21 protein-coding genes are annotated in these 24,086 nt (G+C 39.4%); 6 read left to right on the top strand and 15 right to left on the bottom strand.

Annotated features, from left to right (window positions below):
• Positions 1 to 59 precede the first annotated feature (59 nt).
• The 6 genes from Q4597_RS03675 to Q4597_RS03650 form a co-directional block, all read right to left on the bottom strand.
• Positions 60 to 1,274 (bottom strand): aminotransferase class V-fold PLP-dependent enzyme, encoded by a 1,215-nt coding sequence (locus Q4597_RS03675; protein ID WP_303404761.1) that lies wholly within the window; start codon positions 1,272 to 1,274, stop codon positions 60 to 62.
• A gap of 79 nt (positions 1,275 to 1,353) precedes the next feature.
• On the bottom strand, positions 1,354 to 1,971 hold the full coding sequence (locus tag Q4597_RS03670) for an outer membrane beta-barrel protein (RefSeq protein ID WP_215913350.1): 618 nt from the start codon (positions 1,969 to 1,971) through the stop codon (positions 1,354 to 1,356).
• 142 nt (positions 1,972 to 2,113) lie between these two features.
• Positions 2,114 to 3,430 carry a Fe-S cluster assembly protein SufD gene (gene sufD, locus Q4597_RS03665; RefSeq protein ID WP_303404760.1) on the bottom strand — a complete coding sequence of 439 codons (1,317 nt, stop codon included), beginning with the start codon at positions 3,428 to 3,430 and terminating at the stop codon, positions 2,114 to 2,116.
• Between the two features lie 72 nt (positions 3,431 to 3,502).
• A complete protein-coding gene (gene sufC, locus Q4597_RS03660) occupies positions 3,503 to 4,255 on the bottom strand; it encodes a Fe-S cluster assembly ATPase SufC (protein ID WP_215436495.1) in 753 nt (250 codons plus the stop codon).
• A 49-nt stretch (positions 4,256 to 4,304) separates the two neighbouring features.
• A complete protein-coding gene (gene sufB / locus Q4597_RS03655) occupies positions 4,305 to 5,750 on the bottom strand; it encodes a Fe-S cluster assembly protein SufB (RefSeq protein ID WP_215913352.1) in 1,446 nt (481 codons plus the stop codon).
• Between the two features lie 62 nt (positions 5,751 to 5,812).
• Positions 5,813 to 6,142, bottom strand: a complete 330-nt coding sequence (locus tag Q4597_RS03650) for an iron-sulfur cluster assembly accessory protein (RefSeq protein WP_215436501.1) — start codon at positions 6,140 to 6,142, stop codon at positions 5,813 to 5,815.
• A 323-nt stretch (positions 6,143 to 6,465) separates the two neighbouring features.
• Between Q4597_RS03650 and thiL the strand changes: the two genes are divergently transcribed.
• Entirely contained in the window at positions 6,466 to 7,515 is a 1,050-nt protein-coding gene (thiL, locus tag Q4597_RS03645) for a thiamine-phosphate kinase (protein WP_303404759.1), read from the top strand.
• 9 nt (positions 7,516 to 7,524) lie between these two features.
• Complete coding sequence (locus Q4597_RS03640) at positions 7,525 to 8,562, top strand: alpha/beta fold hydrolase (RefSeq protein WP_303404758.1); 1,038 nt, start codon at positions 7,525 to 7,527, stop codon at positions 8,560 to 8,562.
• A gap of 196 nt (positions 8,563 to 8,758) precedes the next feature.
• On the opposite strand, the gene Q4597_RS03635 is transcribed toward Q4597_RS03640, so the two are convergent.
• On the bottom strand, positions 8,759 to 8,977 hold the full coding sequence (locus tag Q4597_RS03635) for a hypothetical protein (RefSeq protein ID WP_038236978.1): 219 nt from the start codon (positions 8,975 to 8,977) through the stop codon (positions 8,759 to 8,761).
• 383 nt (positions 8,978 to 9,360) lie between these two features.
• Here Q4597_RS03635 and brnQ point away from each other — a divergent pair, with 383 nt between their 5' ends.
• A complete protein-coding gene (gene brnQ, locus Q4597_RS03630) occupies positions 9,361 to 10,641 on the top strand; it encodes a branched-chain amino acid transport system II carrier protein (RefSeq protein WP_303404757.1) in 1,281 nt (426 codons plus the stop codon).
• Between the two features lie 27 nt (positions 10,642 to 10,668).
• Here the strand turns inward: brnQ and Q4597_RS03625 are convergent, their stop codons facing one another.
• Complete coding sequence (locus Q4597_RS03625) at positions 10,669 to 11,961, bottom strand: aminopeptidase P family protein (RefSeq protein WP_303404756.1); 1,293 nt, start codon at positions 11,959 to 11,961, stop codon at positions 10,669 to 10,671.
• Between the two features lie 368 nt (positions 11,962 to 12,329).
• On the opposite strand from Q4597_RS03625, the gene Q4597_RS03620 reads away from it, so the two are divergent.
• A complete protein-coding gene (locus tag Q4597_RS03620; RefSeq protein WP_303404755.1) occupies positions 12,330 to 15,194 on the top strand; it encodes an exo-alpha-sialidase in 2,865 nt (954 codons plus the stop codon).
• Between the two features lie 388 nt (positions 15,195 to 15,582).
• Here Q4597_RS03620 and Q4597_RS03615 read toward each other — a convergent pair whose 3' ends face one another.
• The 5 genes from Q4597_RS03615 to Q4597_RS03595 all read right to left on the bottom strand — a co-directional run bounded on the left by Q4597_RS03615 (position 15,583) and on the right by Q4597_RS03595 (position 20,207).
• Entirely contained in the window at positions 15,583 to 16,128 is a 546-nt protein-coding gene (locus tag Q4597_RS03615; RefSeq protein ID WP_303404754.1) for a type 1 glutamine amidotransferase domain-containing protein, read from the bottom strand.
• Positions 16,129 to 16,220: 92 nt separating this feature from the next.
• On the bottom strand, positions 16,221 to 16,691 hold the full coding sequence (locus Q4597_RS03610) for a very short patch repair endonuclease (protein ID WP_215913359.1): 471 nt from the start codon (positions 16,689 to 16,691) through the stop codon (positions 16,221 to 16,223).
• An 88-nt stretch (positions 16,692 to 16,779) separates the two neighbouring features.
• On the bottom strand, positions 16,780 to 17,526 hold the full coding sequence (locus Q4597_RS03605) for a succinate dehydrogenase/fumarate reductase iron-sulfur subunit (protein WP_215436524.1): 747 nt from the start codon (positions 17,524 to 17,526) through the stop codon (positions 16,780 to 16,782).
• 6 nt (positions 17,527 to 17,532) lie between these two features.
• Entirely contained in the window at positions 17,533 to 19,536 is a 2,004-nt protein-coding gene (locus Q4597_RS03600; RefSeq protein ID WP_303404753.1) for a fumarate reductase/succinate dehydrogenase flavoprotein subunit, read from the bottom strand.
• Between the two features lie 2 nt (positions 19,537 to 19,538).
• Positions 19,539 to 20,207 carry a succinate dehydrogenase cytochrome b subunit gene (locus Q4597_RS03595; RefSeq protein WP_289037946.1) on the bottom strand — a complete coding sequence of 223 codons (669 nt, stop codon included), beginning with the start codon at positions 20,205 to 20,207 and terminating at the stop codon, positions 19,539 to 19,541.
• Between the two features lie 258 nt (positions 20,208 to 20,465).
• Between Q4597_RS03595 and Q4597_RS03590 the strand changes: the two genes are divergently transcribed.
• The gene (locus Q4597_RS03590) at positions 20,466 to 21,356 is read left to right on the top strand and encodes a RimK family alpha-L-glutamate ligase (RefSeq protein ID WP_289060136.1); all 891 of its coding nucleotides are present in this window, start codon (positions 20,466 to 20,468) and stop codon (positions 21,354 to 21,356) included.
• Between the two features lie 41 nt (positions 21,357 to 21,397).
• The gene (locus tag Q4597_RS03585) at positions 21,398 to 22,387 is read left to right on the top strand and encodes a succinylglutamate desuccinylase/aspartoacylase family protein (RefSeq protein WP_215436532.1); all 990 of its coding nucleotides are present in this window, start codon (positions 21,398 to 21,400) and stop codon (positions 22,385 to 22,387) included.
• A 263-nt stretch (positions 22,388 to 22,650) separates the two neighbouring features.
• On the opposite strand, the gene Q4597_RS03580 is transcribed toward Q4597_RS03585, so the two are convergent.
• Together Q4597_RS03580 and Q4597_RS03575 are read right to left on the bottom strand one after the other, a co-directional pair.
• Complete coding sequence (locus tag Q4597_RS03580) at positions 22,651 to 23,040, bottom strand: DUF2721 domain-containing protein (RefSeq protein WP_303404752.1); 390 nt, start codon at positions 23,038 to 23,040, stop codon at positions 22,651 to 22,653.
• A gap of 2 nt (positions 23,041 to 23,042) precedes the next feature.
• Positions 23,043 to 24,017: a ThuA domain-containing protein gene (locus Q4597_RS03575; protein WP_303404751.1), complete on the bottom strand. Its 975-nt coding sequence runs from the start codon at positions 24,015 to 24,017 to the stop codon at positions 23,043 to 23,045.
• Positions 24,018 to 24,086 lie beyond the last annotated feature (69 nt).

Raw genomic sequence — 24,086 nt, 5'->3', positions numbered from 1 at the left:
GTAAAAATACAACAACTATCTATGGATTTCAACACTTTAAGAGAATGATAACGCCATCCTTATTCCAGCATGCCCTTTGCCCGGATTACGGCCTTGGCCAAGTCATCTACCTCATCCATAGTATTATAAAAACTAAAACTAGCCCTTACCGTTCCCGGAATTCCGTAAAAATCCATAATGGGTTGTGCACAATGGTGACCAGTTCTTACGGCAACACCCAATTTGTCCAGAATAGAGCCTATGTCATAAGGATGCAGCCCTTCTATATTAAAAGAAATAACCGAAGTCTTGTTTTTTGCCGTCCCGTAAATCTTCAGCCCTTCTATTTTAAGCAGTTCTTGCGTGGCATAACCCAACAGTTCATGCTCGTATTGAGCAATTGCTTCAAAACCTATGGCGTTCATATAATCCAGAGCGGCACCAAAGGCGATACCACCACAAATATTTGGTGTTCCCGCTTCAAACTTATGCGGTAAATCTGCATAGGTAGTTTTCTCAAAAGTTACCTCAGCAATCATCTCTCCCCCTCCTTGGTAGGGTGGCAATTTATTTAGCCATTCTTCTTTACCATACAAAGCCCCTACACCGGTAGGCCCACACATTTTATGAGCTGAGACCGTATAAAAATCGGCATCCAATTTTTGCATGTCCGCTTTAACATGGGGAGCCGCTTGCGCGCCATCAATTAAAACAGCTCCACCAACAGCATGTGCTTTTTCTATTATTTCTTCAACGGGATTAATGGTTCCTAGTGCGTTGGAAATATGATTACAGAAAACCAATTTGGTCTTGCTGGAGAGTAATTCTTCAAAAACATCCATTCGCAACTCACCATCAAGATTCATCGGAATTACCTTTAAAACGGCACCTGTTCTTTCGGCCAACATTTGCCAAGGCACGATATTAGAATGGTGCTCCATAGCCGACACCAGTATCTCATCACCTTTTTTCAATAAGGTGGTAAACCCATTGGCAACGATGTTAATACTGTGCGTTGTTCCTGAGGTAAATATAATCTCGTATGAATTCTTTGCATTGAAGTGCTTCTGAATCTTTTGCCGAGCTACTTCATACTTATCAGTTGCTTCTTGAGACAGCGCATGCACGCCACGATGTATATTGGCGTTGTAATTCTGGTAGTAATCTACTATAACATCTATAACCTGTTGAGGCGTTTGTGATGTAGCAGCATTGTCTAAGTATACCAAAGGCTTTCCGTTCACTTCTCTTTTGAGAATAGGGAAATCCTCTCTTATTTTATTTATATCTAACATAGTCAATCTTCTTAAATACAAAGATACCCGATTGTAAAAACAAATCGGGTATTAGAGTACTTGAATTTGTATCTGAGGATTAAAACCTAAAACCAACTCCGACCTTTATGAGACTTATATGTTCTATGTTTCTTAAAGTTTCTCCTTCTCCTTTTGTTTTATCAGCAACATTTCGGATAAAGTCAACTTGAGTTTGTAAAAAGAACCGCTTAGTTATATCATAAGAGAGTCCCAAATTCACATTTATTCCCCCTTCTGACTCTGTAATCTTGTGCGCTCCAGGAAATGGAGGTTCATTTGGCCCATAATCAAATACACCATCATATTTAGATTCAACAAAAGTATACCCTAGCCCTATAGAAGGGTGAAGTTTTTTCGCTCCCGGAATAGAAAATTCTGCAAAGACCTCAGGTTTAATTAGCCAGTGAGTCTCAGTGTAATCATATGATGAAGGGTCATTAAAGTCTTTTGTGTCTGCCTTGTAAATTCCTGTGTTGATACCCGCACCGATTTTGACAATGTTAAAATCCAAAAATCGATATTTTACACCTAGGTCAATAATACCTTTAGCATCATTTCCTAAATCATCACCAGAAGAAAAAGGATAATTTGCTTCCACACTCCATTTGTGATCCTGAGCGAACAAGCTTGCACTTAAAAAGAAAATTAAAACTGATAAAAAGTAGATTTTTTTCATACGAACGATTCATTAATGGTTTATAATTCGGTCGTAAATTTATACGTAAATTCCTTCAAAAAAATAACGGCACTCCCAAAGTGCCGTTAAAAAAAATCTATGTTTTAAGATAATTTCTTGTTAAGAAATCAAACAATTCTCTTTATAAGTCGAACCCAAGATTAACCCCTAACTTTTTAGCAATCAGCTTATTAATACGTGTCTTTAGTTCTGGTATACGTACACTTTCTAGTACATTATTAGCAAAAGCATACATTAACAATGCTCTCGCTTCCTTTTCAGGAATACCCCGAGATTGTAAGTAGAATAAAGCATCTTCATCTAACTGCCCAATAGTACAACCGTGTGAACATTTTACATCATCCGCAAAAATCTCTAACTGCGGCTTAGTATTGATTGTAGCCTTGTCACTAACCAAAATATTATTGTTCTGCTGAAACGCATTGGTTTTCTGCGCAATCTTATTTACAATAATCTTACCGTTAAAGACTCCTGTAGAACTATCGCCATAAATACCTTTATAATCCTGGTGACTTTCACAGTTAGGCTCAATGTGGTGCACTAACGTATGATGATCTACATGTTGCTTATCGCCCAAAATAGTAACCCCTTTCATAGTGGAGTCAATATATTCTCCATTCTGATAGAAGTTAAGATTGTTACGTGTTAATTTTCCACCAAAAGAGAAGGTATGAACCTTAACCACACTCTTATCTTTTTGGTCTATGTAGGTATTATCAATCAATAAGGCAGAAGCCGCATCATTCTGAATCTTATAATAATCAACAATTGCATTTTTTGCTGCGAAAATCTCCGTCACGCAGTTGGTCAGAACTTCGTTGGATGTCAAACTTTGGTGACGTTCAATAATTTGAACCTCGGCATTCTCTTCCGCAATAATCAAATTCCTTGGCTGCAACAAAATAGATGCCTCATTACCTGTAGCGAAATGAATAATTTCTATAGGCTTCTTGGGCATTTTATTCTTAGGGATATAAATATACGCCCCTTCTCTACTAAATGCAGTGTTCAATGTAGTTAGCGACTCATCTTTAGACGCTACTTTATTAAAATACACATCTATAACCGGCTTGTACATTGGCTTTGTAAGCGCTGCGCTCATTAAGCAAATATCAACACCATCATGCGTTGTTTCCGAAAGATAAGAGCTATAAATACCGTCTACAAAAATGATTTTATACGAATCTATTTCGTGCAAAAAGTATTTTTTAACGTCTTTATACTCAAGGGTATTTTCTTCTCGTGGGAAAATGCTGAAATCTATCTTTTGAAGGCTGTTAAGAGAAGTGTACTTCCAAGCTTCCTCCTTTTTACTGGGAAAACCTTTAAGTTCAAAGTTCTTCATGGCCTCTGTTCTAACATCGTGCACGGAATGCTCCACATCTACGTTGTTCTCGAACGCCATAAAAGATGATATCAATTTGTCTTTTAAATCCATATATTTTAGTATTAAGTATTGATTACAAAGCTTTTAATGCTTTGAACCAATAACTCTGTACTTCGTACTATTTTAAACGGCAGTCTCCTGCTTTAACCAATCGTATCCTTTTTCTTCTAGCTCTAAAGCCAATTCTTTTCCGCCGGACTTTACAATTTTACCATTGTGCAATACGTGAACAAAATCAGGAACAATATAATCCAACAATCGCTGGTAGTGGGTAATCACGATTACCGCATTGTCCTTGCTCTTAAGCTTGTTAACGCCATTAGCAACAATACGCAAGGCATCAATATCCAATCCGGAATCCGTTTCATCCAAAATGGCCAACTTAGGCTCTAACATTGCCATTTGAAAAATTTCATTTCTCTTCTTTTCCCCACCGGAAAAACCTTCATTTAATGAACGAGATAAGAATTTACGGTCTATTTCCAATAATTCCGATTTCTCACGAATCAACTTCAACATATCCTTGGCCGGCATATCTTCAAGACCTTTGGCCTTTCTAGATTCATTAATGGCCGTCTTCATAAAATTGGTTACGGAAACACCCGGTATTTCAACTGGATACTGAAAAGACAAGAACACCCCTTTGTGAGCGCGTTCTTCCGGAGAAGCATCTTCTAAATCTTCACCCTCCAAGGAAACGCTACCTTCAGTAACCTCAAATTCTTCCTTACCTGCAATTACAGATGCCAAGGTACTTTTACCCGAACCGTTGGGGCCCATTATGGCATGAACCTCACCAGCTTTTACCTCTAGGTTAATACCTCTTAATATTTCTTTGTCCTCTACACTAGCGTGTAAATTTTCGATTTTAAGCATTTTGCGAATCTTATTTATTAATCAAAACTATAAACTGCATTTGGCAAGATTAACCTACCGAGCCTTCTAAACTAATTTCCAATAATTTTTGCGCCTCAACGGCAAATTCCATAGGCAATTTGTTCAGAACTTCCTTACTGAACCCGTTTACAATCAAGGCAATAGCCTTTTCAGTATCTATACCTCTTTGGTTACAGTAGAAAATTTGGTCTTCCCCGATCTTACTCGTAGTTGCCTCATGCTCTATCTGTGCACTTTTGTTCTTGGCTTCTATATATGGGAATGTATGAGCCCCACATTCGTTACCCATTAGGAGGGAATCGCACTGAGAAAAGTTACGTGCATTTTCTGCACGGCTGTTCACCTGAACTAGACCCCTATAACTGTTCTGCGATTTTCCTGCGGATATACCTTTGGATATAATGGTACTACGGGTATTTTTACCTAAATGCACCATTTTTGTACCAGTATCTGCCTGCTGATAATTATTGGTTACAGCAATGGAGTAAAACTCACCTATTGAATTGTCCCCTTTTAATATACAAGAAGGATATTTCCAAGTAACGGCCGAACCTGTTTCTACCTGTGTCCAAGAAATCTTTGCATTTTTCTCGCACAAACCTCTTTTGGTAACGAAGTTATAAACCCCACCTTTTCCTTCTTTGTTCCCTGGGAACCAATTTTGTACCGTTGAGTATTTTATTTCGGCGTCGTCTAAAGCAATAAGCTCAACAACAGCGGCATGTAACTGATTTTCATCTCTTGATGGCGCAGTACAACCCTCCAAATAGCTTACGTAACTATCTTCATCTGCAATTACAAGCGTTCTTTCGAACTGACCTGTACCCGCTTGGTTGATTCTGAAGTAAGTAGATAATTCCATTGGGCAACGAACACCTTTTGGAATGTAGCAGAAACTACCGTCTGAAAAAACAGCTGAGTTTAGAGCCGCATAAAAATTATCTTTCTGCGGAACTACCGATCCCAAATATTTTTTAACCAGCTCCGGATGCTCTTTTATAGCTTCGGAAATAGAACAAAAAATGATTCCTTTTTCTGCCAGTGTCTTTTGGAAAGTAGTAGCAACGGAAACTGAATCCATTACAATATCTACAGCAACGTTTTGTAGTTTCTTTTGCTCGTCTACAGAAATACCCAATTTCTTGTACATTTCCAACAACTCCGGATCCACATCATCCAATGTTTTATTAGGGTCCGCTTTTACAGGTGCGGAATAATAACTTATTGCTTGAAAATCCGGTTTAGTGTAATGCACATTCGCCCATTCCGGCTCCTCCATCTCCTTCCAAATCTTGAAAGCCTCTAAACGCCAAAGGGTCATCCACTCTGGTTCTTCTTTCTTTTTCGAAATGGCGATAACGATTTCCTCGTTCAATCCATTCGGGAAAGTATCGGACTTAATATCCGTATAGAAACCGTACTCGTACTCCTTGGTTTCGAGTTCCTTTTTTAGTTCTTCTTCTGTATATGCCATTTTTTCCTTTTATACCAACTACACTAGGTAATTGAATAATTAGTTCTTTTACTATTTTCCGTTTATAACGAAAAACTTTCTCCGCAACCACAGGTGCGTTGTGCGTTAGGATTGTTAAAAACAAACCCCTTTCCGTTCAATCCGCCAGAATAGTCTAGCGTTGTACCCACTAGGTAAAGAAAACTTTTTTTATCTACAATAATGCGCACATCGTTATCTTCAAAAACCTTATCGGTTTCTTCTTTCTTCTTGTCAAAATCGAGTTCATACGATAAGCCGCTACACCCACCACTCTTAACACCTACGCGAACAAAGTCCGTTGAGGCATCAAAACCTCCCTCGGTCATTAAGTCTATGACTTTCTTTTTCGCAGTCTCAGATACTTGAATCATAAGCATTTGGATTTAATCTAAATAGTTTACAAATATACGGTATTAGTAGGGTTTTACCATAAGAACTAACATTATTATAACGCATATTGTAATAAGCTTTTTCTATTGATGTCCCAATCTTATTCAATTAATAAAAAGCAGAGGTATGTATTTGGAAAAATCTTTATCAAAAATTGAGTCAAAGGAGAATTTCACTGGCATTTCCGTAAAAAAAGAGGGTTTTATATAGCTGTATAAACCCGGATTTAACCTGTATACAATTTTGTTTTCCTCCATTCATTAAAAATTAAGGCTATCAAAATTATCATTCTTACTTTTGCAAAATGTTAGAAGATAAAAATCAAGAACGCACGTCCCTGGAAAAACTTGGTGAATTTGGCCTTATAGACCATTTGACCAAAAATTTTGAAATTACCCACAAATCCACCGTTAAAGGTGTTGGAGATGATGCCGCAGTAATTGACCATAAGGATAAAACCGTCTTAACAACAGATTTACTGATAGAAGGGGTACATTTTGACCTCAGCTATATGCCTTTAAAACATTTGGGCTACAAAGCGGTGATGGTAAACTTATCCGATGTGTATGCCATGAATGCAACGGCTACCCAAATAACCGTTTCATTGGCCGTTTCTAACCGTTTCCCGTTAGAGGCACTAGAAGAACTATATGCCGGTATTGCCCTTGCTGCAAAGATTTTTAATGTAGACCTTATAGGAGGAGATACCACATCTTCTACCTCCGGAATGCTTATTAGTATTACCGCGTTAGGCGAGGCAAAAGAAGAGGAACTCACATATCGTGATGGGGCAAAAGAAAATGACCTTTTAGTTGTTAGCGGAGATTTAGGTGCTGCCTATATGGGTCTTCAGGTATTAGATCGTGAAAAAGAGGTTTTTAAGGTGAATCCTAATAATCAACCTGATTTATCGCCCTATTCATACATTGTTGAAAGACAATTAAAACCCGAAGCTAGAAAGGATATTGTTGAACTTTTAAAAAAGTTAGAGGTAAGGCCTACCGCAATGATCGATATTAGTGACGGACTTTCATCCGAAATTCTTCATCTCTGCAAAAACAGTAAAATAGGTTGTAATCTGTTTGAAGAAAAAATTCCGTTAGACCCTACCGTGATTTCGGCTTGCGAGGAATTTAATGTAGATAGCACCATGGTAGCCCTAAGTGGAGGGGAAGACTATGAACTTCTTTTTACTATTTCACAGAATGATTTTGAAAAAATAAAAGGAAATCCCAATTTGACGGTAATTGGTCATATGACCCATGAGAGTGAAGGTGCCCATTTGGTCACAAGAGGCAATACCAAAATTGAATTGACCGCCCAAGGGTGGAATTCATTCAAATCAAAGGACTAAATCACTTCTATGAAAAAGCGTAATAGGTGTAGGTATTGGGCAACTAGGTTTCTCGCTTTGACCCTAATTACCATCCTATTTTACGCCTGTGCGTCCGTTCCCAAATTATCCAATGAGACGGAATCGCTGATCAAAACGGTAATTCACGAACCTTTACCCGAAATGGTTAAGGGTAACACAGGATTTGCCATTTCTGACGGTTGGAAAATTTGGTACGAGCATATCCCAGCTACAAATCCTAAAAAAGGGACTATTTTATTGGTAATGGGTGCTGCCAACGACGCTCTAACGTGGCCTCCGAGTTTTATTTCAAAATTTAATAAAACCGGTTATGATGTTATACGCTATGACCATAGAGGAACAGGTCTCACCCAGCGTCTAAAAAAAACGGACAAGGAGTATACTCTTGCCAGTATGGCCAATGACCCCGTTGCAATTCTTGATAGCTTACATATTGAAAAGGCCCATATTCTTGGCGTATCCATGGGTGGTATGATATCTCAAATTGCGGTAATTCAACAAGAAAACCGATTTAAAAGTCTAACCTCTATTATGTCTTCGGCAGATTTGTTCGATTCTACTCTGCCCACACCATCTCCGGAAGTTCTTCCAAAAATGATAAGCGCCGTATTAAAATATGGTGTTTTTGGCGGAAAAAAAGCTCAAATGAAACTTCAGTTTGTTCAGAAAAAAATTTTAATGGGAGAGGCTACGGGCCCTATAGCCAGCAAACCCCTAGCGAAAGCTGCTCTTTATAATATTGAAAGGCGGGATGGCTTTCATTTTATTGCGGGAAGACAACATCAAAAAGCGATTGAGACCGCTGAACCAAGATATAATGGCCTATCAAAATTAAAATTGCCTGTGCTTGTCGTTCACGGTAAACAAGACCCTGTTATACCTATTGAACATGGAAGAAAAATGGCAAAGGTAATTCCAAAAGCAGATAGTTTATGGGTAGATAATATGGGGCATGATTTACCCGATGCAAAAATTGACCTCATAAGCGCTAAAATTCTAAAAAAAATAGAAGAAAACAACTTATAAGTTACTGTAATACAGATTATTACAAACTATCTAGAGAGGTTTAAAAACAAAAAATTCCCGAAAAAAAAGGACATACCTAACTTATACTGTTGTGGGGCGAACGACAGTGGAGAACGAGGCTGTTTCCTAAATTTCCGGAAATAAGTTTAAAATCCCGATGCCAATAACGGTTCAGGATTTCGGTGCCAAAGCATAGTTAAGCGGCATGCTCTGCTGCCCTATGTCTTTTCTGAAATATATTTTCTAAGGTTTTATTAATATCCTGCAGTTCCGGAGTAAGCGTTGAAAGGTTTCCACTTACGTCTGTTGTAACTTGTTTTCCACAATGGATACATTTGTACTCTTTAATGTGGAGGGTCACTTTTTTTGACACCGTGTAGTGATGCCCGAATAAACTGCAAAAAAACTTCTTCATGGTTGTAGGTTTAAAACGCATCATCGGCTTTTGGGAAGCCGCTTACTGCAAATTTGGGTCTATACTTTTTAGTGATTTTTAGGCACTCTTTCTACTTGAACGCTACCATATCTTTTTTTATTGGACAAGGTCTTACGATTGTGCCGTTTTTTCGATGAAATACATTTTATTCGATGAACAACACCTTAATATCGGCTTCCCGTACATTTGTTATCAGGTGAATTTACGGTATCTTTCCGCGATTTTATGTTAGGACTAGTACATCTTGTTTTTTAGCTTGCCGTTCGTCGATCTCGATGAATGACCATCTAAATTTTCGATGAAGTACAACAATCCAATAGACAAATAGAAATGGTTCATCTTTGTATTTCTAATTACGTTTTATGCTAACAAAGGAAACTAGAGAGGTACTGGTTACCGCTTTTGCATTGTTCTCATTATTCTTTGGGGCCGGTAACCTCATACTACCTCCACTTCTAGGTAACAAAGCTGGAGATCTGTGGTGGTTGGTGGCTCTGGGGTTTTGTGCTTCCGCGGTACTCATTCCCATTATGGGCATTATGGCACATGCCAAATTACAGGGTACAATTTTTGACTTTGGGAAAAAAGTTTCACCCGCTTTTAGTCTCATCTACTCTTTACTTATCTACGCGATTTCTATAAGTTTGCCCTCACCACGTACGGCAGCGGTTACGCATGAGATGGCCATTCAGCCCTTTTTTGATTCACCTCCGCTGTTAACCAGTATTATATATTTTGCGCTTGTTTTTGTATTTGTCATTAACCGTTCTCAAATACTGAATATTTTAGGAAAGCTTTTGACCCCAGCTATCATCTTGATTTTGTTCCTTATAATAGGTACGGCTATATTTTCCTATGATTTCACTTTTAGCGATACTGTATTTCAGAATCCGTTTTCAGATGGCATTCTTGAAGGTTACCAAACTTTTGATGCTATAGGCGCGGTTGTGGTGGGTGGCGTAATTATTATTTCAATCAATCTAAAGAAAAAAGATGCTACTTACGAAGAAAAGAAAGTCCTGATCAGACGTTCGGGCTGGTTAGCCGGACTCAGTCTGCTACTTATTTATACCGGACTCATCATTACAGGTGCTTTGATGCACGGCGAATTCAATGCAGATATTTCACGTACGGCCTTACTTAGTGGCATTAGCACCAAAACCTTGGGTAATACCGCCAATCTATTTTTGAGCATTCTGGTAAGCCTAGCCTGTTTTACCACCGCAGTGGGAATTGTAACCGGTACGGCAGATTTTATAAAATACAGGTTTCACGATTCACAAGCCGTATATTTAACTACCGCCATACTGGGTTGTATTTTAGGTGTGGTCATGGGCCAGTTTAATGTGGGGTACATTATTGCCGTTGCACTGCCCGCACTAATGTTCATATACCCTATTACCATTGTGCTTATTCTTTTAAATATAGTGCCGGAAAAGTTTGCATCTGAAAAAGTATTCAGAGCAGTGGTTTTACTTACCGTAATTTTCAGTGTTCCGGATTTTTTAGGAAGTATTGGTTTTACCGAAGCCTTATCCGAGGTTCAAGGGTATATTCCTTTAAGTGGATATAGCCTGGGATGGGTATTGCCGGCAGGGGTGGCTTTTATAATGGTCAATCTTCTAGATAAATCACGGACATAAAACCACCCCTGTCAACTAATACATATTTTACTTATTCATCAACTCTTCAATTTCCTCCACTTCAATAGGAATGTTGGCCATTAAGTTAAACGGTTCTCCTTTTTCTTGAATCACCACATCATCCTCTATACGAATGCCCATTTTTTCCTCTGGGATATAGATGCCGGGCTCCACGGTAAAGACCATATTGGCTTCCATTGGTTGCTTCAGTTCCCCATAATCATGAGTATTTAATCCAATATGGTGACTGGTACCGTGCATGAAGTATTTTTTATAGGCGGGCCAGTCTTTATTTTCATTCTGAACATCGGCTTTATCCAATAGCCCCAAGCCTAAAAGTTCTGAAGTCATCAGTTTTCCACACTCTACATGATAGTCCGCCCAAATTGTTCCGGGTACCAGCATTTTAGTCGCTTCGTTCTTTACGCGCAGAACAGCTTCGTACACTTCTTTCTGTCGCGGGGTAAATTTTCCGTTAACGGGAATTGTTCTAGTCAGGTCTGAAGAATAATTGGCATATTCCGCCGCTGTATCCATCAAAATTAAATCGCCACTTTTACACTGTTGGTTGTTTTCAACATAATGTAGAACATTGGCATTATTACCCGACGCAATTATAGGTGAATACGCAAAACCCTTAGAACGGTTGCGAATAAATTCATGCAATAATTCCGCCTCTATCTCATACTCCCAAACACCGGGCTTTGTAAAGCTCAACACACGACGGAACCCCTTATCCGTAATGTTACACGCCGTCTGCATCAGTTCTATTTCTTCGGGTTCTTTTACACCTCTTATCTTTTGTAAAATTGGATTGCTCTTAGCTACCTTATGTGCAGGGAACTTTTGTTTACAATCAATTATAAAGCGGTCCTCACGGGTTTGGGTTTCAACCGCTTGTCTGTAGTGCTCATTGGTATTAAAGTAGATGGTATCTGCCTCGGTCATCAAATCAAAAAATACCTTGTCAAAATCCTGTAACCAATAAATGGTTTCAATTCCCGAGACTTCCGTAGCTTTCTCTTTCGTTAGTTTTTCTCCTTCCCAAACGGCAATATGGGCATTGGTTTCCCTTACGAAAAGTATTTCACGATGTTTCTTGGAAAGTGCGTCCGGGAAAAGAACCAATATCGTTTCTTCCTGATCCGCGCCACTTAAATAAAATAGGTCCCTATGCTGCTCAAAAGGCAAGGTACTATCCGCACCTATCGGGTAAATATCATTAGAGTTAAAAACAGCAATACTTTTGGGTTGCATTGCAGCCATAAACTTCTTTCTGTTTTTAATAAAAAGACTACTCTTTATTTGATTGTACTTCATATCAATTTTTGAATTTTATCAAAATTAATGATTTACAAGAACCCACAAATGGTAAGACCCCAAAGGTTTGTTAAAACCTTTGGGGTCCCTAATTAAAGTTGGTTATGTTACTTGTTCTAAAACCTGTGGTGAACAGGTCAAATATTTTACTGAAAAAGGACGATTAAACTGGTTTTTAGCTTCATCCTCTTGAATAAATTAACAAAAATTTAAGTTAGGACACAACAGAAATTGTAAATTTTAACTGTTTCCTCGTTAACTGTTAGTATATGACGGTTTACTTGTAAGTTTTATCTGTATTTCTTAGGGTTAAGCGTAAATTATAACTCAGTTTTAGTAACTTTCCGTTACGTAGAAAACTGATTATCATGAGACTTTTTGGCCTATCCTTCCTCCTGCTTTTTTGGCTTACCGGCAACGCACAAAATATGCCTAGTTTATACGAAGCTGTTCAGCAAGGGCTTCAGCTTAAGAAACAAATGGGTACCACTTCTTTGGTAAAGAACATCCTTTTAAAAAATATTGGTCCGTCTGTTATGAGCGGCAGGGTTGTTGATCTAGATGTGAATCCTGAAAATCCCATAGAGTTTTATGTAGCGTATGCCAGTGGCGGGTTATGGTACACCAACAATAACGGAACTTCTTTTTCTCCTATAATGGATTCCTCGGAAACCCAGAATATTGGCGATATTGCCGTTCACTGGAAAACGGGCATAATTTGGGTGGGAACTGGCGAAAACAACGCCTCTAGATCCTCTTACTCGGGAGTGGGAATTCTAAAATCAATCGATCAGGGAAAAACATGGCAGAATGTTGGGTTAAAAAACTCCCACCACATTGGACGCATTCTTATAAATGAGAACAACCCAAATGAGGTAGTTATAGGTGTTACAGGCCACTTATATTCACCAAATACCGAAAGAGGTGTCTACAAAACTACAGACGGTGGCAAAACATGGAAAAAAACATTGTTCATAAGTGACACGGCCGGGATAATAGATATTGCTCAGGTACCGGGCAACTTTAATATCCTTTACGCCTCCGCATGGGAAAAAGATAGAAAAGCATGGGATTTTCTTGGCAGCGGAAACGATTCGGGCATTTACAAAAGTAACGATGGCGGAAGTTCATGGACAAAAATCTCAAATGACGGAAGCGGTTTTCCTACCGGTTATGGGGTTGGCCGTATTGGGTTGGCCGTATTTGATGAAAACACGGTGTATGCTTTTCTAGACAATCAGGAACATCGGGAGAAAACTGAAAAGCCCGAAAAAAAATCCAATGAACTGTCAAAAGAAGATTTTAAGTCGATGTCTGAAATCGATTTTCTAAAACTTGATGACAAGAAACTGAACGCCTTTCTAAAAACGAATAATTTTCAGGAAAAATACCGTGCCGAAAATGTGAAACAAATGATTCGCAGTGGTGTAGCTAAACCGGCAGACATTACTAAATACCTGGAAAATGCAAATTCCGCCCTTTTTGACACTCCCGTAATCGGTGCAGAGGTATACCAGAGTAATGATGGAGGAAAATCATGGCAAAAACAAAACAAAGATTATATTGATGGTCTATTGTACAGTTACGGATATTATTTTGGTGAAATACGGGTAGACCCCAACGATGTAAACAAAATATATTTGGGAGGAGTACCCATAATAAAATCCGCAGATGGAGGCAAAACCTACACTTCTATAAACGGTGATAACGTACATGCCGATCACCATGCACTATGGGTCAATCCATATATGCCGGGCCATCTAATAAATGGCAATGACGGTGGTGTTAATATTTCTTATGATGATGGGGGAAACTGGATCAAGAACAACTCGCCCACAGTAGGCCAATTCTATGCGATAAATGTAGATAATCAAGAGCCCTATCATGTATATGGCGGTCTACAGGACAATGGGGTATGGGAAGGTGCCCATAATGCAGAGGAAAACAAAAAATGGCACCAAACGGGAGATTACCCGTGGAAATCCCTAATGGGAGGCGACGGTATGCAAATAGAAATAGATAACCGCAACCATAACACCGTCTACACCGGATATCAATTTGGTAATTATTACAGGATTGATAAGAACAGCGGAAAACGATACTATATTCAACCAAAGCATGAATTGGGCGAGGCTCCGTACCGGTTTAATTGGCAAACCCCAATTTTGCTTTCACCACACAACCAAGATATTCTTTACTTGGGCAGCAACAAACTTCATCGTTCCATGAATCAAGGAGATGATTGGGAAACGATATCACCAGACCTTACCCACGATGGAAAGCGGGGCAATGTGGCCTACGGAACACTCACTACCTTATCGGAATCGCCTTTCTCCTTTGGCCTTTTGTACGCGGGAAGTGATGACGGACTCGTTCATGTTTCAAAGGATGGAGGAAGCAACTGGGAGAATATTTCAAAAAACATAGATCAAGTTCAAACGGATGCCAAGCTTTGGGTGAGCCGTATTGTAGCTTCCAAGCATAAAAAAGAGCGTGTATATCTCTGTTTAAACGGTTACAGGTGGGATGATTTTACACCTTATATTTTTAAAAGCGACGACTATGGAAAAACTTGGAAAACCATTGCAACTGGTATTCCTACGGCTGCAGTGAACGTAATTGTTGAAGACCCTGAAAACGAAAACCTTCTTTTTGTTGGAACCGATAATGGTCTGTACGTATCTTTTGATCAAGGGAGTTCTTGGGAGCTTTTTCAAAACGGAATGCCCAATGTGGCCATTCATGATTTGGTAATTCAACCGGAAGCCAAGCATCTTTTAGTTGGTACACACGGGCGAAGTATTTACAAAGCAGATATTTCGGTTCTTCAAAAAATGACTCCTGAACTACTTAAAAAGGAGTTGGTGGTTTTTGGTTTGGAGAATATCAAACACTCTAAAAATTGGGGCAACCCGCCAAGCACTTGGGCAAAAGCAAGCACACCGGGCCTTGATATTACTTTTTATAGTGCTGAAGCCAATTCATTTGAAGCTGTTATTACCTCTGACCAAGGTGTAATTGTGAGTAAGGCGGAACTAAAAGCGGATAAGGGCCTTAATATACTTTCGTATGATCTAGCCTTTACAGATGCCGGAAAAGCAGCTTTTGAAAAAAAGAGCAAAACAAATTTAAAGACTGCAAAGGACGGAAAAACCTATTTGCCCAAAGGGAAATATACGGTTCAATTAAAAGGTAGCGGAAAACCTTCAGAAGTAACGTTTACTATTGATTGACCCAGAACACAGGGAAAAAAAAGAAAGCCCCTTATCGGGGCTTTTCTTTTTAAGTAGGTTTTTAAACTTTCCGGTGGGGACCGGTATTTTCTATAAGCTTCTGTAGGTTAAGTAGCGGACTTGGGATTCGTTACTTGTTTCGGTTAAGTTCAAGAGTAGATTTGGGGTCATTACTATCACTTAATTACACTGTAAACTTACGGACGATTTCTCATTCGCCTAAATTATTGTTGTGAACTCATCCCAGCCTGTTGTGAAAAATACAAGCGGCTCATTTCACCGATGAAATGCTATAAAGCGCTAATTATATTTCCCAAAGTCCGAAATAAAAAAAGCCCCTGCGAACTGCAGGGACCATAATTTAATCACGGTTAGCTACGCTTTATTCCTATGCGTGCTGTTCTTCGTGTTTACCTTCTTTGATTTCTTCTACCAGTTTTGAATTAAAGGCTGGTAAATCATCAGGATTTCTACTGGTTACAAATCCTTGGTCTACTACAACTTCCTCATCTACCCAGTTGGCTCCAGCATTTACTAAATCGTCCTTAATAGAATTAAAACTAGTCATTTTACGGCCTTCTACCACGTCTGCACTAATTAGTGTCCAAGCTGCATGACATATGGCTGCTACGGGCTTCTCTTGCTTAAAGAAGTCTCTTACGAAAGTTAATACTTTCTCTTCTCTTCTCAGCTTATCAGGATTAATAACACCGCCAGGCAACATTAGTGCGTTATAGTCTTCTGCAGTTACTTGGTCTATGGTTTTATCCACTTTGTATGAGTTAGACCAATTGCCATTGGCCCATCCTTTGATTTCCCCTGATTGCAGACTCACGATATCTACCTGAAAGCCTTCTTTTTCCATGGCTTCTTTTGGTGATTTTAATTCGCTTTCTTCAAATCCATTTGTAGCTAAAATTGCTATCCTCTTCATATGTATAATTTTTTAATGATTATTAATTTATTATACTGCAAGATACCGGTTAATAGCAGTTTGCATTGACGGAAAACAAATGGATACTTGCTCTATTGATAAGATTGCAAATGATGGATTACTTCAGTTAAACATCGATCAAGTTCCTTTTTAATTTCGGTTTCCCAAAATCGAAACACCTTATAACCTAAGCGCTCTAGCTCTTCATTGACTTCCTCATCCCGCTGAATGTTCCGTTCTATTTTAGCAATCCAAAATTCTCTATTGGTCTTTACCTTTGGTTTTCTTTCCTCCCAGTTGTGGCCATGCCAATATTCACCATCTATAAAAATGACGGTTTTATATTTTTTTAGGACGATATCCGGTTTACCGATCAACTTTTTGTAGTCTATGCGATAGCGGTACCCGGCCGCATAAAGCGCCTTTCTAAATGCCAGTTCCGGTTTTGTGTTCTTGCCCCTGATCTTACTCATAATCTTAGAGCGCTTGGGCGTAGTATAGAAACCCGATTCCTCGTTAAAACGGGGAACTTTAATTCGCTCTTTAGGATAGTCTTTGGGCATAGTTTAAAATAACAAAAAATCCCAAACTCCTAAAATAGGTGCTTGAGATTTTAAATATTATAAAGTGCGTTTAACACTCGTATAAAGGTTATCCTTTTGTAGTAGCGCTTAAATATTCACGGTTCATACGGGCAATGTTCTCTAATGAAATTCCTTTAGGACATTCCACTTCACACGCTCCGGTGTTGGTACAGTTACCAAAACCTTCCAAATCCATTTGGCGTACCATATTTTGAACACGATCAACGGCTTCTACTTGCCCCTGGGGCAACAAAGCAAATTGCGATACCTTTGCCGATGTAAATAACATGGCGCTGGCATTTTTACAAGCTGCTACACATGCTCCACAACCAATGCAGGTTGCTGCATCCATTGCTTCATCTGCCGCATGCTTGTTAATAGGAATTGCATTGGCATCTACCGTATTACCCGAAGTATTTACGGAGATATATCCACCAGCCTGTTGAATTCTATCAAAAGAACTTCTATCTACAACCAAATCATTGATAACCGGAAAGGCCGTTGCACGAAATGGCTCAATAACAATAGTATCGCCATCTTTAAACTTACGCATATGCAACTGACATGTAGTTACCAAACGGTCTGGACCATGAGGCTCACCATTTATTTGCAATGAACAAGCACCACAAATTCCTTCACGACAGTCATGGTCAAATTGTACCGGCTCGTCTCCTTTGTTGATCAGTTCTTCATTAAGAACATCCAACATTTCAAGAAAAGACATATCGCCTTCTATACCTTTAATAGGATAGTCTACAAGTTCGCCTTTGGACTTAGCATCTTTTTGACGCCATATTTTTAAGTTAAGCTTCATAGCTATTTATTTATAACTTCTTGTCTTCAATTCAATATTCTCGTACACCAACTCCTCTTTATGCAACACGGCATCTTTAGGTTCTCCTTTGTATTCCCAAGCGGAAACAAATTTAAAGTTCTCATCGTCACGTAGCGCTTCACCTTCTGCAGTTTGGTATTCCTCCCTAAAGTGACCTCCACAAGATTCGTTTCTGGTAAGGGCATCTTTAGCGAACAATTCGCCAAGTTCCAAGAAATCTGCAACACGACCCGCTTTTTCAAGCTCTTGGTTCATGCCCTCTGCTTTTCCTGGTATTTTTACATTTGCCCAGAAATCGGCACGTAGTGCAGAAATTTCATCAATGGCTATTTGTAAATCTTTGGCGTTTCTGGCCATACCACACTTATCCCACATGATCTTACCTAATTTCTTATGGTAATAATCTACAGAGTGCTGTCCGCTACCGGACATTAATTTGTTCAACCTTTCTTTAACCGCAGTTTCTGCAGCATCAAACTCCGCAGAATCCGTTGGGATGGCACCCGTTCTAATATCTTTGGATAGGTAATCTCCAATTGTATAAGGCAATACAAAATAGCCATCTGCAAGACCTTGCATTAATGCAGAAGCCCCTAAACGGTTGGCTCCGTGATCGCTAAAATTAGCTTCACCCGCACAATAACATCCTTCTATAGTGGTCTGTAAGTTATAATCAACCCAAAGACCGCCCATGGTATAGTGAACCGCTGGGTAAATCATCATTGGGGTTTCATACGGATTCTCATCTACGATTTTCTCGTACATCTGAAAAAGGTTTCCGTATTTAGCCTCTATTACTTTTTTACCCAAGCGTGTAATTTCCTTGTCATCGGCATTTTTAATACCGTGTGTAAGCGCTTCCTCTTTACCGTAACGTTGAATTGCCGAAGCAAAATCCAAATAAACGGCCTCTCCCGTCTTATTCACTCCAAAACCGGCATCACAACGTTCTTTGGCCGCACGTGAAGCCACGTCACGAGGCACCAAGTTTCCAAAAGCAGGATATCTTCGCTCTAAGTAGTAATCACGATCTTCTTCTTTAAGCTGAATAGGTTTTAATTTCCCTTCTCTGATCGCAACTGCATCATCAATACGTTTTGGCACCCAAATACGACCGTCATTACGGAGCGACTCGGACATTAACGTTAATTTAGATTGATGGTCACCTGAAACCGGAATACAAGTAGGGTGAATCTGGGTAAAACATGGATTTGCAAAGAACGCTCCTTTACGGTGTGCTCTCCAAGCGGCCATTACGTTACTTCCCATAGCGTTGGTAGATAGGAAGAATACGTTTCCGTAACCTCCGGTAGCCAAAACCACGGCGTGGGCCGAATGACGCTCAATTTCACCGGTAACCAAGTTACGGGCAATGATACCTCTTGCTTTTCCATCAACAAGTACCAAATCCATCATTTCATGACGGTTGAAAGATTGTATTTTACCTCTATTGATTTGTCTGTTCATGGCCGCATAGGCACCTAATAAAAGCTGCTGCCCTGTTTGTCCTTTTGCATAAAACGTACGCGACACCAGAACACCACCAAAAGAACGGTTGTCCAACAATCCACCATATTCTCTTGCAAAAGGAACCCCTTGCGCAACACATTGGTCAATAATATTGGCCGATTCTTCTGCCAAACGATAAACGTTGGCCTCACGAGAACGGTAATCGCCCCCTTTTATAGTATCATAAAAAAGACGGTAGGCACTATCGCCATCACCTTGATAGTTTTTTGCTGCGTTAATACCACCCTGAGCGGCAATAGAGTGCGCTCTACGAGGCGAATCTTGGTAGCAAAATGTTTTTACGTTATAGCCTAACTCTGCTAAAGTAGCAGCGGCAGAACCACCTGCAAGCCCAGTTCCCACAACTATAATATCAATATTACGTTTGTTGGCAGGGTTAACCAGGTTAATATCGTTTTTATGTTGGGTCCATTTAGCGGCCAATGGCCCTTTTGGAACTTTTGAATCCAATATGCCCATAATTAATGTGTTATTGGGTTAAAATGATGGTAAAGAGCGATAAAAATAAATCCTAATGGAATTACTATCGAGTATATTTTAGTGAAAGTCTGAATGCCTGCAGAGTACTTGTTGTTCACCCCTACCGACTGAAAAGACGAAGCAAAACCGTGCCATAAGTGCAATGATAAAAGCACAAATGAAATTACGTAAAGAATAGTTCTCAAGAACGGCTCAAACTTTTCTACGGTTTCCGCATAATAACGTGTTGGGTCTTCAGGGTTTACCTCAATGTACTTGTATGCCATTTCGTGCACCCAAAAATCGTACAAGTGTAATCCAAGAAAAGCAAGGACAACCAAACCGGTTACGATCATGTTTCTGGACATCCAGGAAGAATTGGCTCCACCGTTGTACTTCTTGTACTTTACGGCTCTTGCCTTGTTATTCTTTAATTCAAGTGCAATACCCATAACAAAGTGAACTACTACACCGGCTATAAGTACGGGCTGCAAGATGTACTGCACTAAACCGTTGTAACCCATAAAATGCGACCACTCGTTAAAAGTATCGGGCGCAATTACCGAAGTAATGTTAATGACAAAGTGTTGCAAAAGAAAAAAGACCAAAAAAAGACCCGACAGGGCCATGACCACTTTTCGGGCTATCGAAGATTTTATCAATCCGCTCATTTTATAATAAGTTGGAGTTAGTTTAAAGACTGTAGACAAAATTAGGGCATAAGCTTGGCTTTAACAAACTTTGAGTCTCTTTAGTAAAGTATTTAGAAACGTTTTAAGCAAGGCCTCCACGCCTTTCTCCAGATTTTTCAACTTCTATTAGATTTTAAAATAGAATACTTTATTCTTCAATTTTTAACTTCCAGTTTCCGCATATCCATTTTTTGAACGATATTAAGGTCTTAAATTACCACAGACTTATATTTTAATATGGATATTGGCCTCCTTTCAGTTAGTATGAATGTCTACTCAACTCGAAGAATAGCAGACGAAGCCAAAAAATTAGGGCACTACATAGAATGGGTAGACCATACCCAATGTTCCGTAAAAATTAGTGCCGCCCAACCTCAAGTACTTTTTCGTCAAGAAAACATTATAGACGCTTTTGACGCTATTATACCCCGTATAGGCTCTAAAGTCACCAACCATGGTGTAGCCGTTGTTAAGCAATTTGAAATGAACAAAGTGTTCAGTACCGCGCACTCTACAGGTATTTATAAAGCAAGAAACAAGGCCAAAGCATTACTTTTACTGTCCAATAAAGGAATTCCCGTACCAGAAACCCTGCTTTCCATAGACCCGGATAATATTGAACAACAAATTGAACTTCTTGGTGGCGCACCCCTTATCATTAAACTAGAAGAAGGTACACATGGCCTTGGGGTTATTTTAGCGGAAACCAAAAAATCGGCAAAATCCATTATAGACACTTTTTACAAAATGGGAACCGGCATTTTTATGCAGGAGTTCATTGAGGAAAGTAAAGGCGAGGATATTCGGGTTTTTGTAGTTGGCAACAAGGTTGTGGCCAGTATGAAACGTACCAGCGGAAAAGATGAGTTTCGCTCCAATTTACACCGTGGTGGCAGCAGCCAAGCCGTAAAACTCTCCCCCAAAGAAGAAGCAATAGCAATAAATGCCACTAAATATATTGGTTTAGGCGTATCGGGCGTAGATTTGATACGTTCAAAAAAAGGTCCGTTACTTTTAGAGGTAAATGCTTCACCCGGATTGCAGGGTATTGAAGCAGCAACCGGAGTAAACGTTGCCAAAGAAATTGTACAGTTTGTAGAACAAAATTGCCTTAAGAGAAGACGATAACCTCTTATACTTCAAGAAAAAAAAGAACATCACAATACCAAATGGAAAACAACAAAACCATAACTATAGAAGGCGAAAGCGTTAAACCTGGAGAATCCAAATTATTAAATATTAGTATTGATAGGTTACCTACCGGGACTTTAATTGACATACCGGTGTATGTATTTAACTCAAAAAAACCGGGCCCTACACTCTTGGTACAAGCTGGCCTTCATGGCGATGAGATAAACGGTATTGAAATTGTACGGCGAATGCTGACCGAAAAACGATTCAATATTACCAGTGGTGCCGTAATTGCAGTGCCTATCCTAAACATTTTTGGATTTATCCATTATTCCAGAGATGTTCCTGATGGAAAAGACGTAAACCGAAGTTTTCCCGGTTCTAAAATTGGCTCCATGGCCGGCCGAATTGCATATCACTATACCTCAGCAATTCTATCTCAAGTAGATTATGGGATAGACTTGCATACAGGAGGAGGACAACGGCACAATTTTCCGCAAATAAGGTATACCGAAAAAGATGAGCAAAGCGAAGAACTGGCCAAGGTATTTAATGCTCCCATTTCCTTTTCATCCAAGCTGATAAAGGGCTCGTTTAGGAATGCGGCCTTTCAAATGAAAATACCTACAGTGGTCTTTGAAGCAGGAGAAAGTATGCGGTTTGACAATCACGCTATAATTGAAGGGATGCAAGGCGTCCTGAACGTAATGAAGCACTTTGATATGATAGCAACCATTGAACCCAAATATATTGAACGGAACAATACGGTTCATTTGGGCAGCAGAAAGTGGTTACGGGCTCCTACCGCAGGAATGTTCGTTCCAAAAATAGAAAACGGCAGTAAAATCAAAAAAGGGCAGGTATTGGGTATCGTATCCGGACCCTATGCCAAACGGAGCAAAATAGTAAAAGCCCCTTTTGATGGTTTGGTATTTTGCATCAATCACCAGGCGGTGGTCAATAGAGGCGATGCTCTTTTTCACATTGGCATGCCTACCAACAAAGGCGTTATACAAGCCGATAGATAAGGTTGGTGTTTATCCCATTTAAACTATGCTTCACCGAAACATCAAAAAAGTAATCTCTCAGAATTTAAGAAACGCCTACAAAAAAAACCGACTAAGCAGTTTGTAAGCTATCCCTCTAATCGGAAAAAGCCTATAATGTATGACGTTCATCTAAGATTGAACAACAAAAAACGGGACTTAACTTTAGCAGGAACAATTTCTTCTATACCTTTTACAAATCAGTTAGTCGGTTTCTTAACGTTTTAAAATCCGGTCGTGAATTTCTATTTTTCCATATCCTCTAGTTGAATTTCGAGGGCTTTTGTAGAGAGTTGAACTTCTATTAAAGAGAGCACCAAAGAAAGCATAAGGGCCAAAAGGCTGATTCCAAAAACAAGGTTGGCCCAGAAACTCAATTCAACATAAATTAAGCTCATTGTTATAACGGCCAACAAGAAACTAAAAATTGCCGTTGCCTGCATATTCTTTATTATAGATAAGCGTTTACGCAATTTTTTAACCTGCAAAGCAATAGCGGGCGACGACGTTTCTTCATACTTCTGATGAAGTTGCCGGATCAATGCGGCAATAGCCAAATACCTTGCGTTATACGCCAACATGGTTAATGATATGGCCGGGAAGAGTAGCGCCGGTATACTTAATGTAAGTTCCATGATTATTTTACGAACTTTCTAGAGCTTGTTTTATCGGCTGTGGGAAAATCTTCAGGAATGGATTGCGTTACCTTACCTGTAGCTGCCCACTCAGCTCCTCTAAGCATGCTGGTCATAAAGCCTACACATTCCACGGAATAATCTACATGCCCCATGATGTTATGAAATATACGGCCTTTACCGTACTCCAAAGTCATTAGCGCAGGCTCATGTCTACCTGTTCCTTTGTTTTCAGGGTCTGAATAAGCCGTAGCCAAAACGGTCATGTTTTCCGCAGGACCACGTAAACTGTTATATAACTCATCTTTGGTATGCAACCACACTTTTGGCATTCCTTTGGTTATTGGATGGTCTTCCCTTATTTGAATCTGGTACTCACTTTGTGGACCGTGGGCACCGGCATTTCCGGGCGAATTATCACGTATAAGTTTACCGGCATCATTATAATATACGTAGGGTCCATCTTTTTCCGTACGGTCTCCCCAACCGCCCAAACCGATCATTTGATTGTAGGCTTCCCATTCAGGAAAAGAATTATCAGCAGCATGGAAAACCACTAGTCCGCCTCCTTTTTTGATGTATTTTTCAAATTTCTTCTGAGTGGCTTCCGGCCATGGAGCGGCGTTCCACCCAAAATTACAAATGACCAAATCATACTTTGAAAAATCAGGATTGTAATTTGGGTCCATTTGTGGTTTCTCCTTTGCTTCCGTTTTTGGAAGATTTGCAATAGGAAACTCAGAAATAAACTCATCGCCTTTCCATGTAAATGCTGAACGAGCCACCTCAACAGTGAATAACCCAGTATTCTCCATTTCGGTCTTCAACATATACGTAATCTTGGGCCACTCACCATGGTTGTTTTGACCATCAACGATAAGCGTTTTTATCTTTTTTGATGAAGGTGTTTGGGAAAAAACGGTATTTGACACAAAAACCATAGAAAGTAATAAAACTAAAGTTCGAAAATTACGCATATCATATATTTTGGATGCATAAATATAAGGGATTGTAGTTAAGTTTGGAAAAAAAGAAAAAGTATGTGC

Origin of the sequence: Zobellia sp. 1_MG-2023, assembly GCF_030549125.1 — a bacterium.
GTDB classification, from domain to species: domain Bacteria; phylum Bacteroidota; class Bacteroidia; order Flavobacteriales; family Flavobacteriaceae; genus Zobellia; species Zobellia russellii.
Note: the sequence above shows the minus strand (reverse complement) of the source record. Positions and strands in the feature narration are given on the sequence as shown.

What these genes read in the sequence shown, in the direction of transcription:
- Q4597_RS03675 (WP_303404761.1), bottom strand. Translation starts at nt 1,274, where the DNA reads ATGTTAGATATAAATAAAATAAGAGAGGATTTCCCTATTCTCAAAAGA.
- Q4597_RS03670 (WP_215913350.1), bottom strand. Translation starts at nt 1,971, where the DNA reads ATGAAAAAAATCTACTTTTTATCAGTTTTAATTTTCTTTTTAAGTGCA.
- sufD (WP_303404760.1), bottom strand. Translation starts at nt 3,430, where the DNA reads ATGGATTTAAAAGACAAATTGATATCATCTTTTATGGCGTTCGAGAAC.
- sufC (WP_215436495.1), bottom strand. Translation starts at nt 4,255, where the DNA reads ATGCTTAAAATCGAAAATTTACACGCTAGTGTAGAGGACAAAGAAATA.
- sufB (WP_215913352.1), bottom strand. Translation starts at nt 5,750, where the DNA reads ATGGCATATACAGAAGAAGAACTAAAAAAGGAACTCGAAACCAAGGAG.
- Q4597_RS03650 (WP_215436501.1), bottom strand. Translation starts at nt 6,142, where the DNA reads ATGATTCAAGTATCTGAGACTGCGAAAAAGAAAGTCATAGACTTAATG.
- thiL (WP_303404759.1), top strand. Translation starts at nt 6,466, where the DNA reads ATGTTAGAAGATAAAAATCAAGAACGCACGTCCCTGGAAAAACTTGGT.
- Q4597_RS03640 (WP_303404758.1), top strand. Translation starts at nt 7,525, where the DNA reads ATGAAAAAGCGTAATAGGTGTAGGTATTGGGCAACTAGGTTTCTCGCT.
- Q4597_RS03635 (WP_038236978.1), bottom strand. Translation starts at nt 8,977, where the DNA reads ATGAAGAAGTTTTTTTGCAGTTTATTCGGGCATCACTACACGGTGTCA.
- brnQ (WP_303404757.1), top strand. Translation starts at nt 9,361, where the DNA reads ATGCTAACAAAGGAAACTAGAGAGGTACTGGTTACCGCTTTTGCATTG.
- Q4597_RS03625 (WP_303404756.1), bottom strand. Translation starts at nt 11,961, where the DNA reads ATGAAGTACAATCAAATAAAGAGTAGTCTTTTTATTAAAAACAGAAAG.
- Q4597_RS03620 (WP_303404755.1), top strand. Translation starts at nt 12,330, where the DNA reads ATGAGACTTTTTGGCCTATCCTTCCTCCTGCTTTTTTGGCTTACCGGC.
- Q4597_RS03615 (WP_303404754.1), bottom strand. Translation starts at nt 16,128, where the DNA reads ATGAAGAGGATAGCAATTTTAGCTACAAATGGATTTGAAGAAAGCGAA.
- Q4597_RS03610 (WP_215913359.1), bottom strand. Translation starts at nt 16,691, where the DNA reads ATGCCCAAAGACTATCCTAAAGAGCGAATTAAAGTTCCCCGTTTTAAC.
- Q4597_RS03605 (WP_215436524.1), bottom strand. Translation starts at nt 17,526, where the DNA reads ATGAAGCTTAACTTAAAAATATGGCGTCAAAAAGATGCTAAGTCCAAA.
- Q4597_RS03600 (WP_303404753.1), bottom strand. Translation starts at nt 19,536, where the DNA reads ATGGGCATATTGGATTCAAAAGTTCCAAAAGGGCCATTGGCCGCTAAA.
- Q4597_RS03595 (WP_289037946.1), bottom strand. Translation starts at nt 20,207, where the DNA reads ATGAGCGGATTGATAAAATCTTCGATAGCCCGAAAAGTGGTCATGGCC.
- Q4597_RS03590 (WP_289060136.1), top strand. Translation starts at nt 20,466, where the DNA reads ATGGATATTGGCCTCCTTTCAGTTAGTATGAATGTCTACTCAACTCGA.
- Q4597_RS03585 (WP_215436532.1), top strand. Translation starts at nt 21,398, where the DNA reads ATGGAAAACAACAAAACCATAACTATAGAAGGCGAAAGCGTTAAACCT.
- Q4597_RS03580 (WP_303404752.1), bottom strand. Translation starts at nt 23,040, where the DNA reads ATGGAACTTACATTAAGTATACCGGCGCTACTCTTCCCGGCCATATCA.
- Q4597_RS03575 (WP_303404751.1), bottom strand. Translation starts at nt 24,017, where the DNA reads ATGCGTAATTTTCGAACTTTAGTTTTATTACTTTCTATGGTTTTTGTG.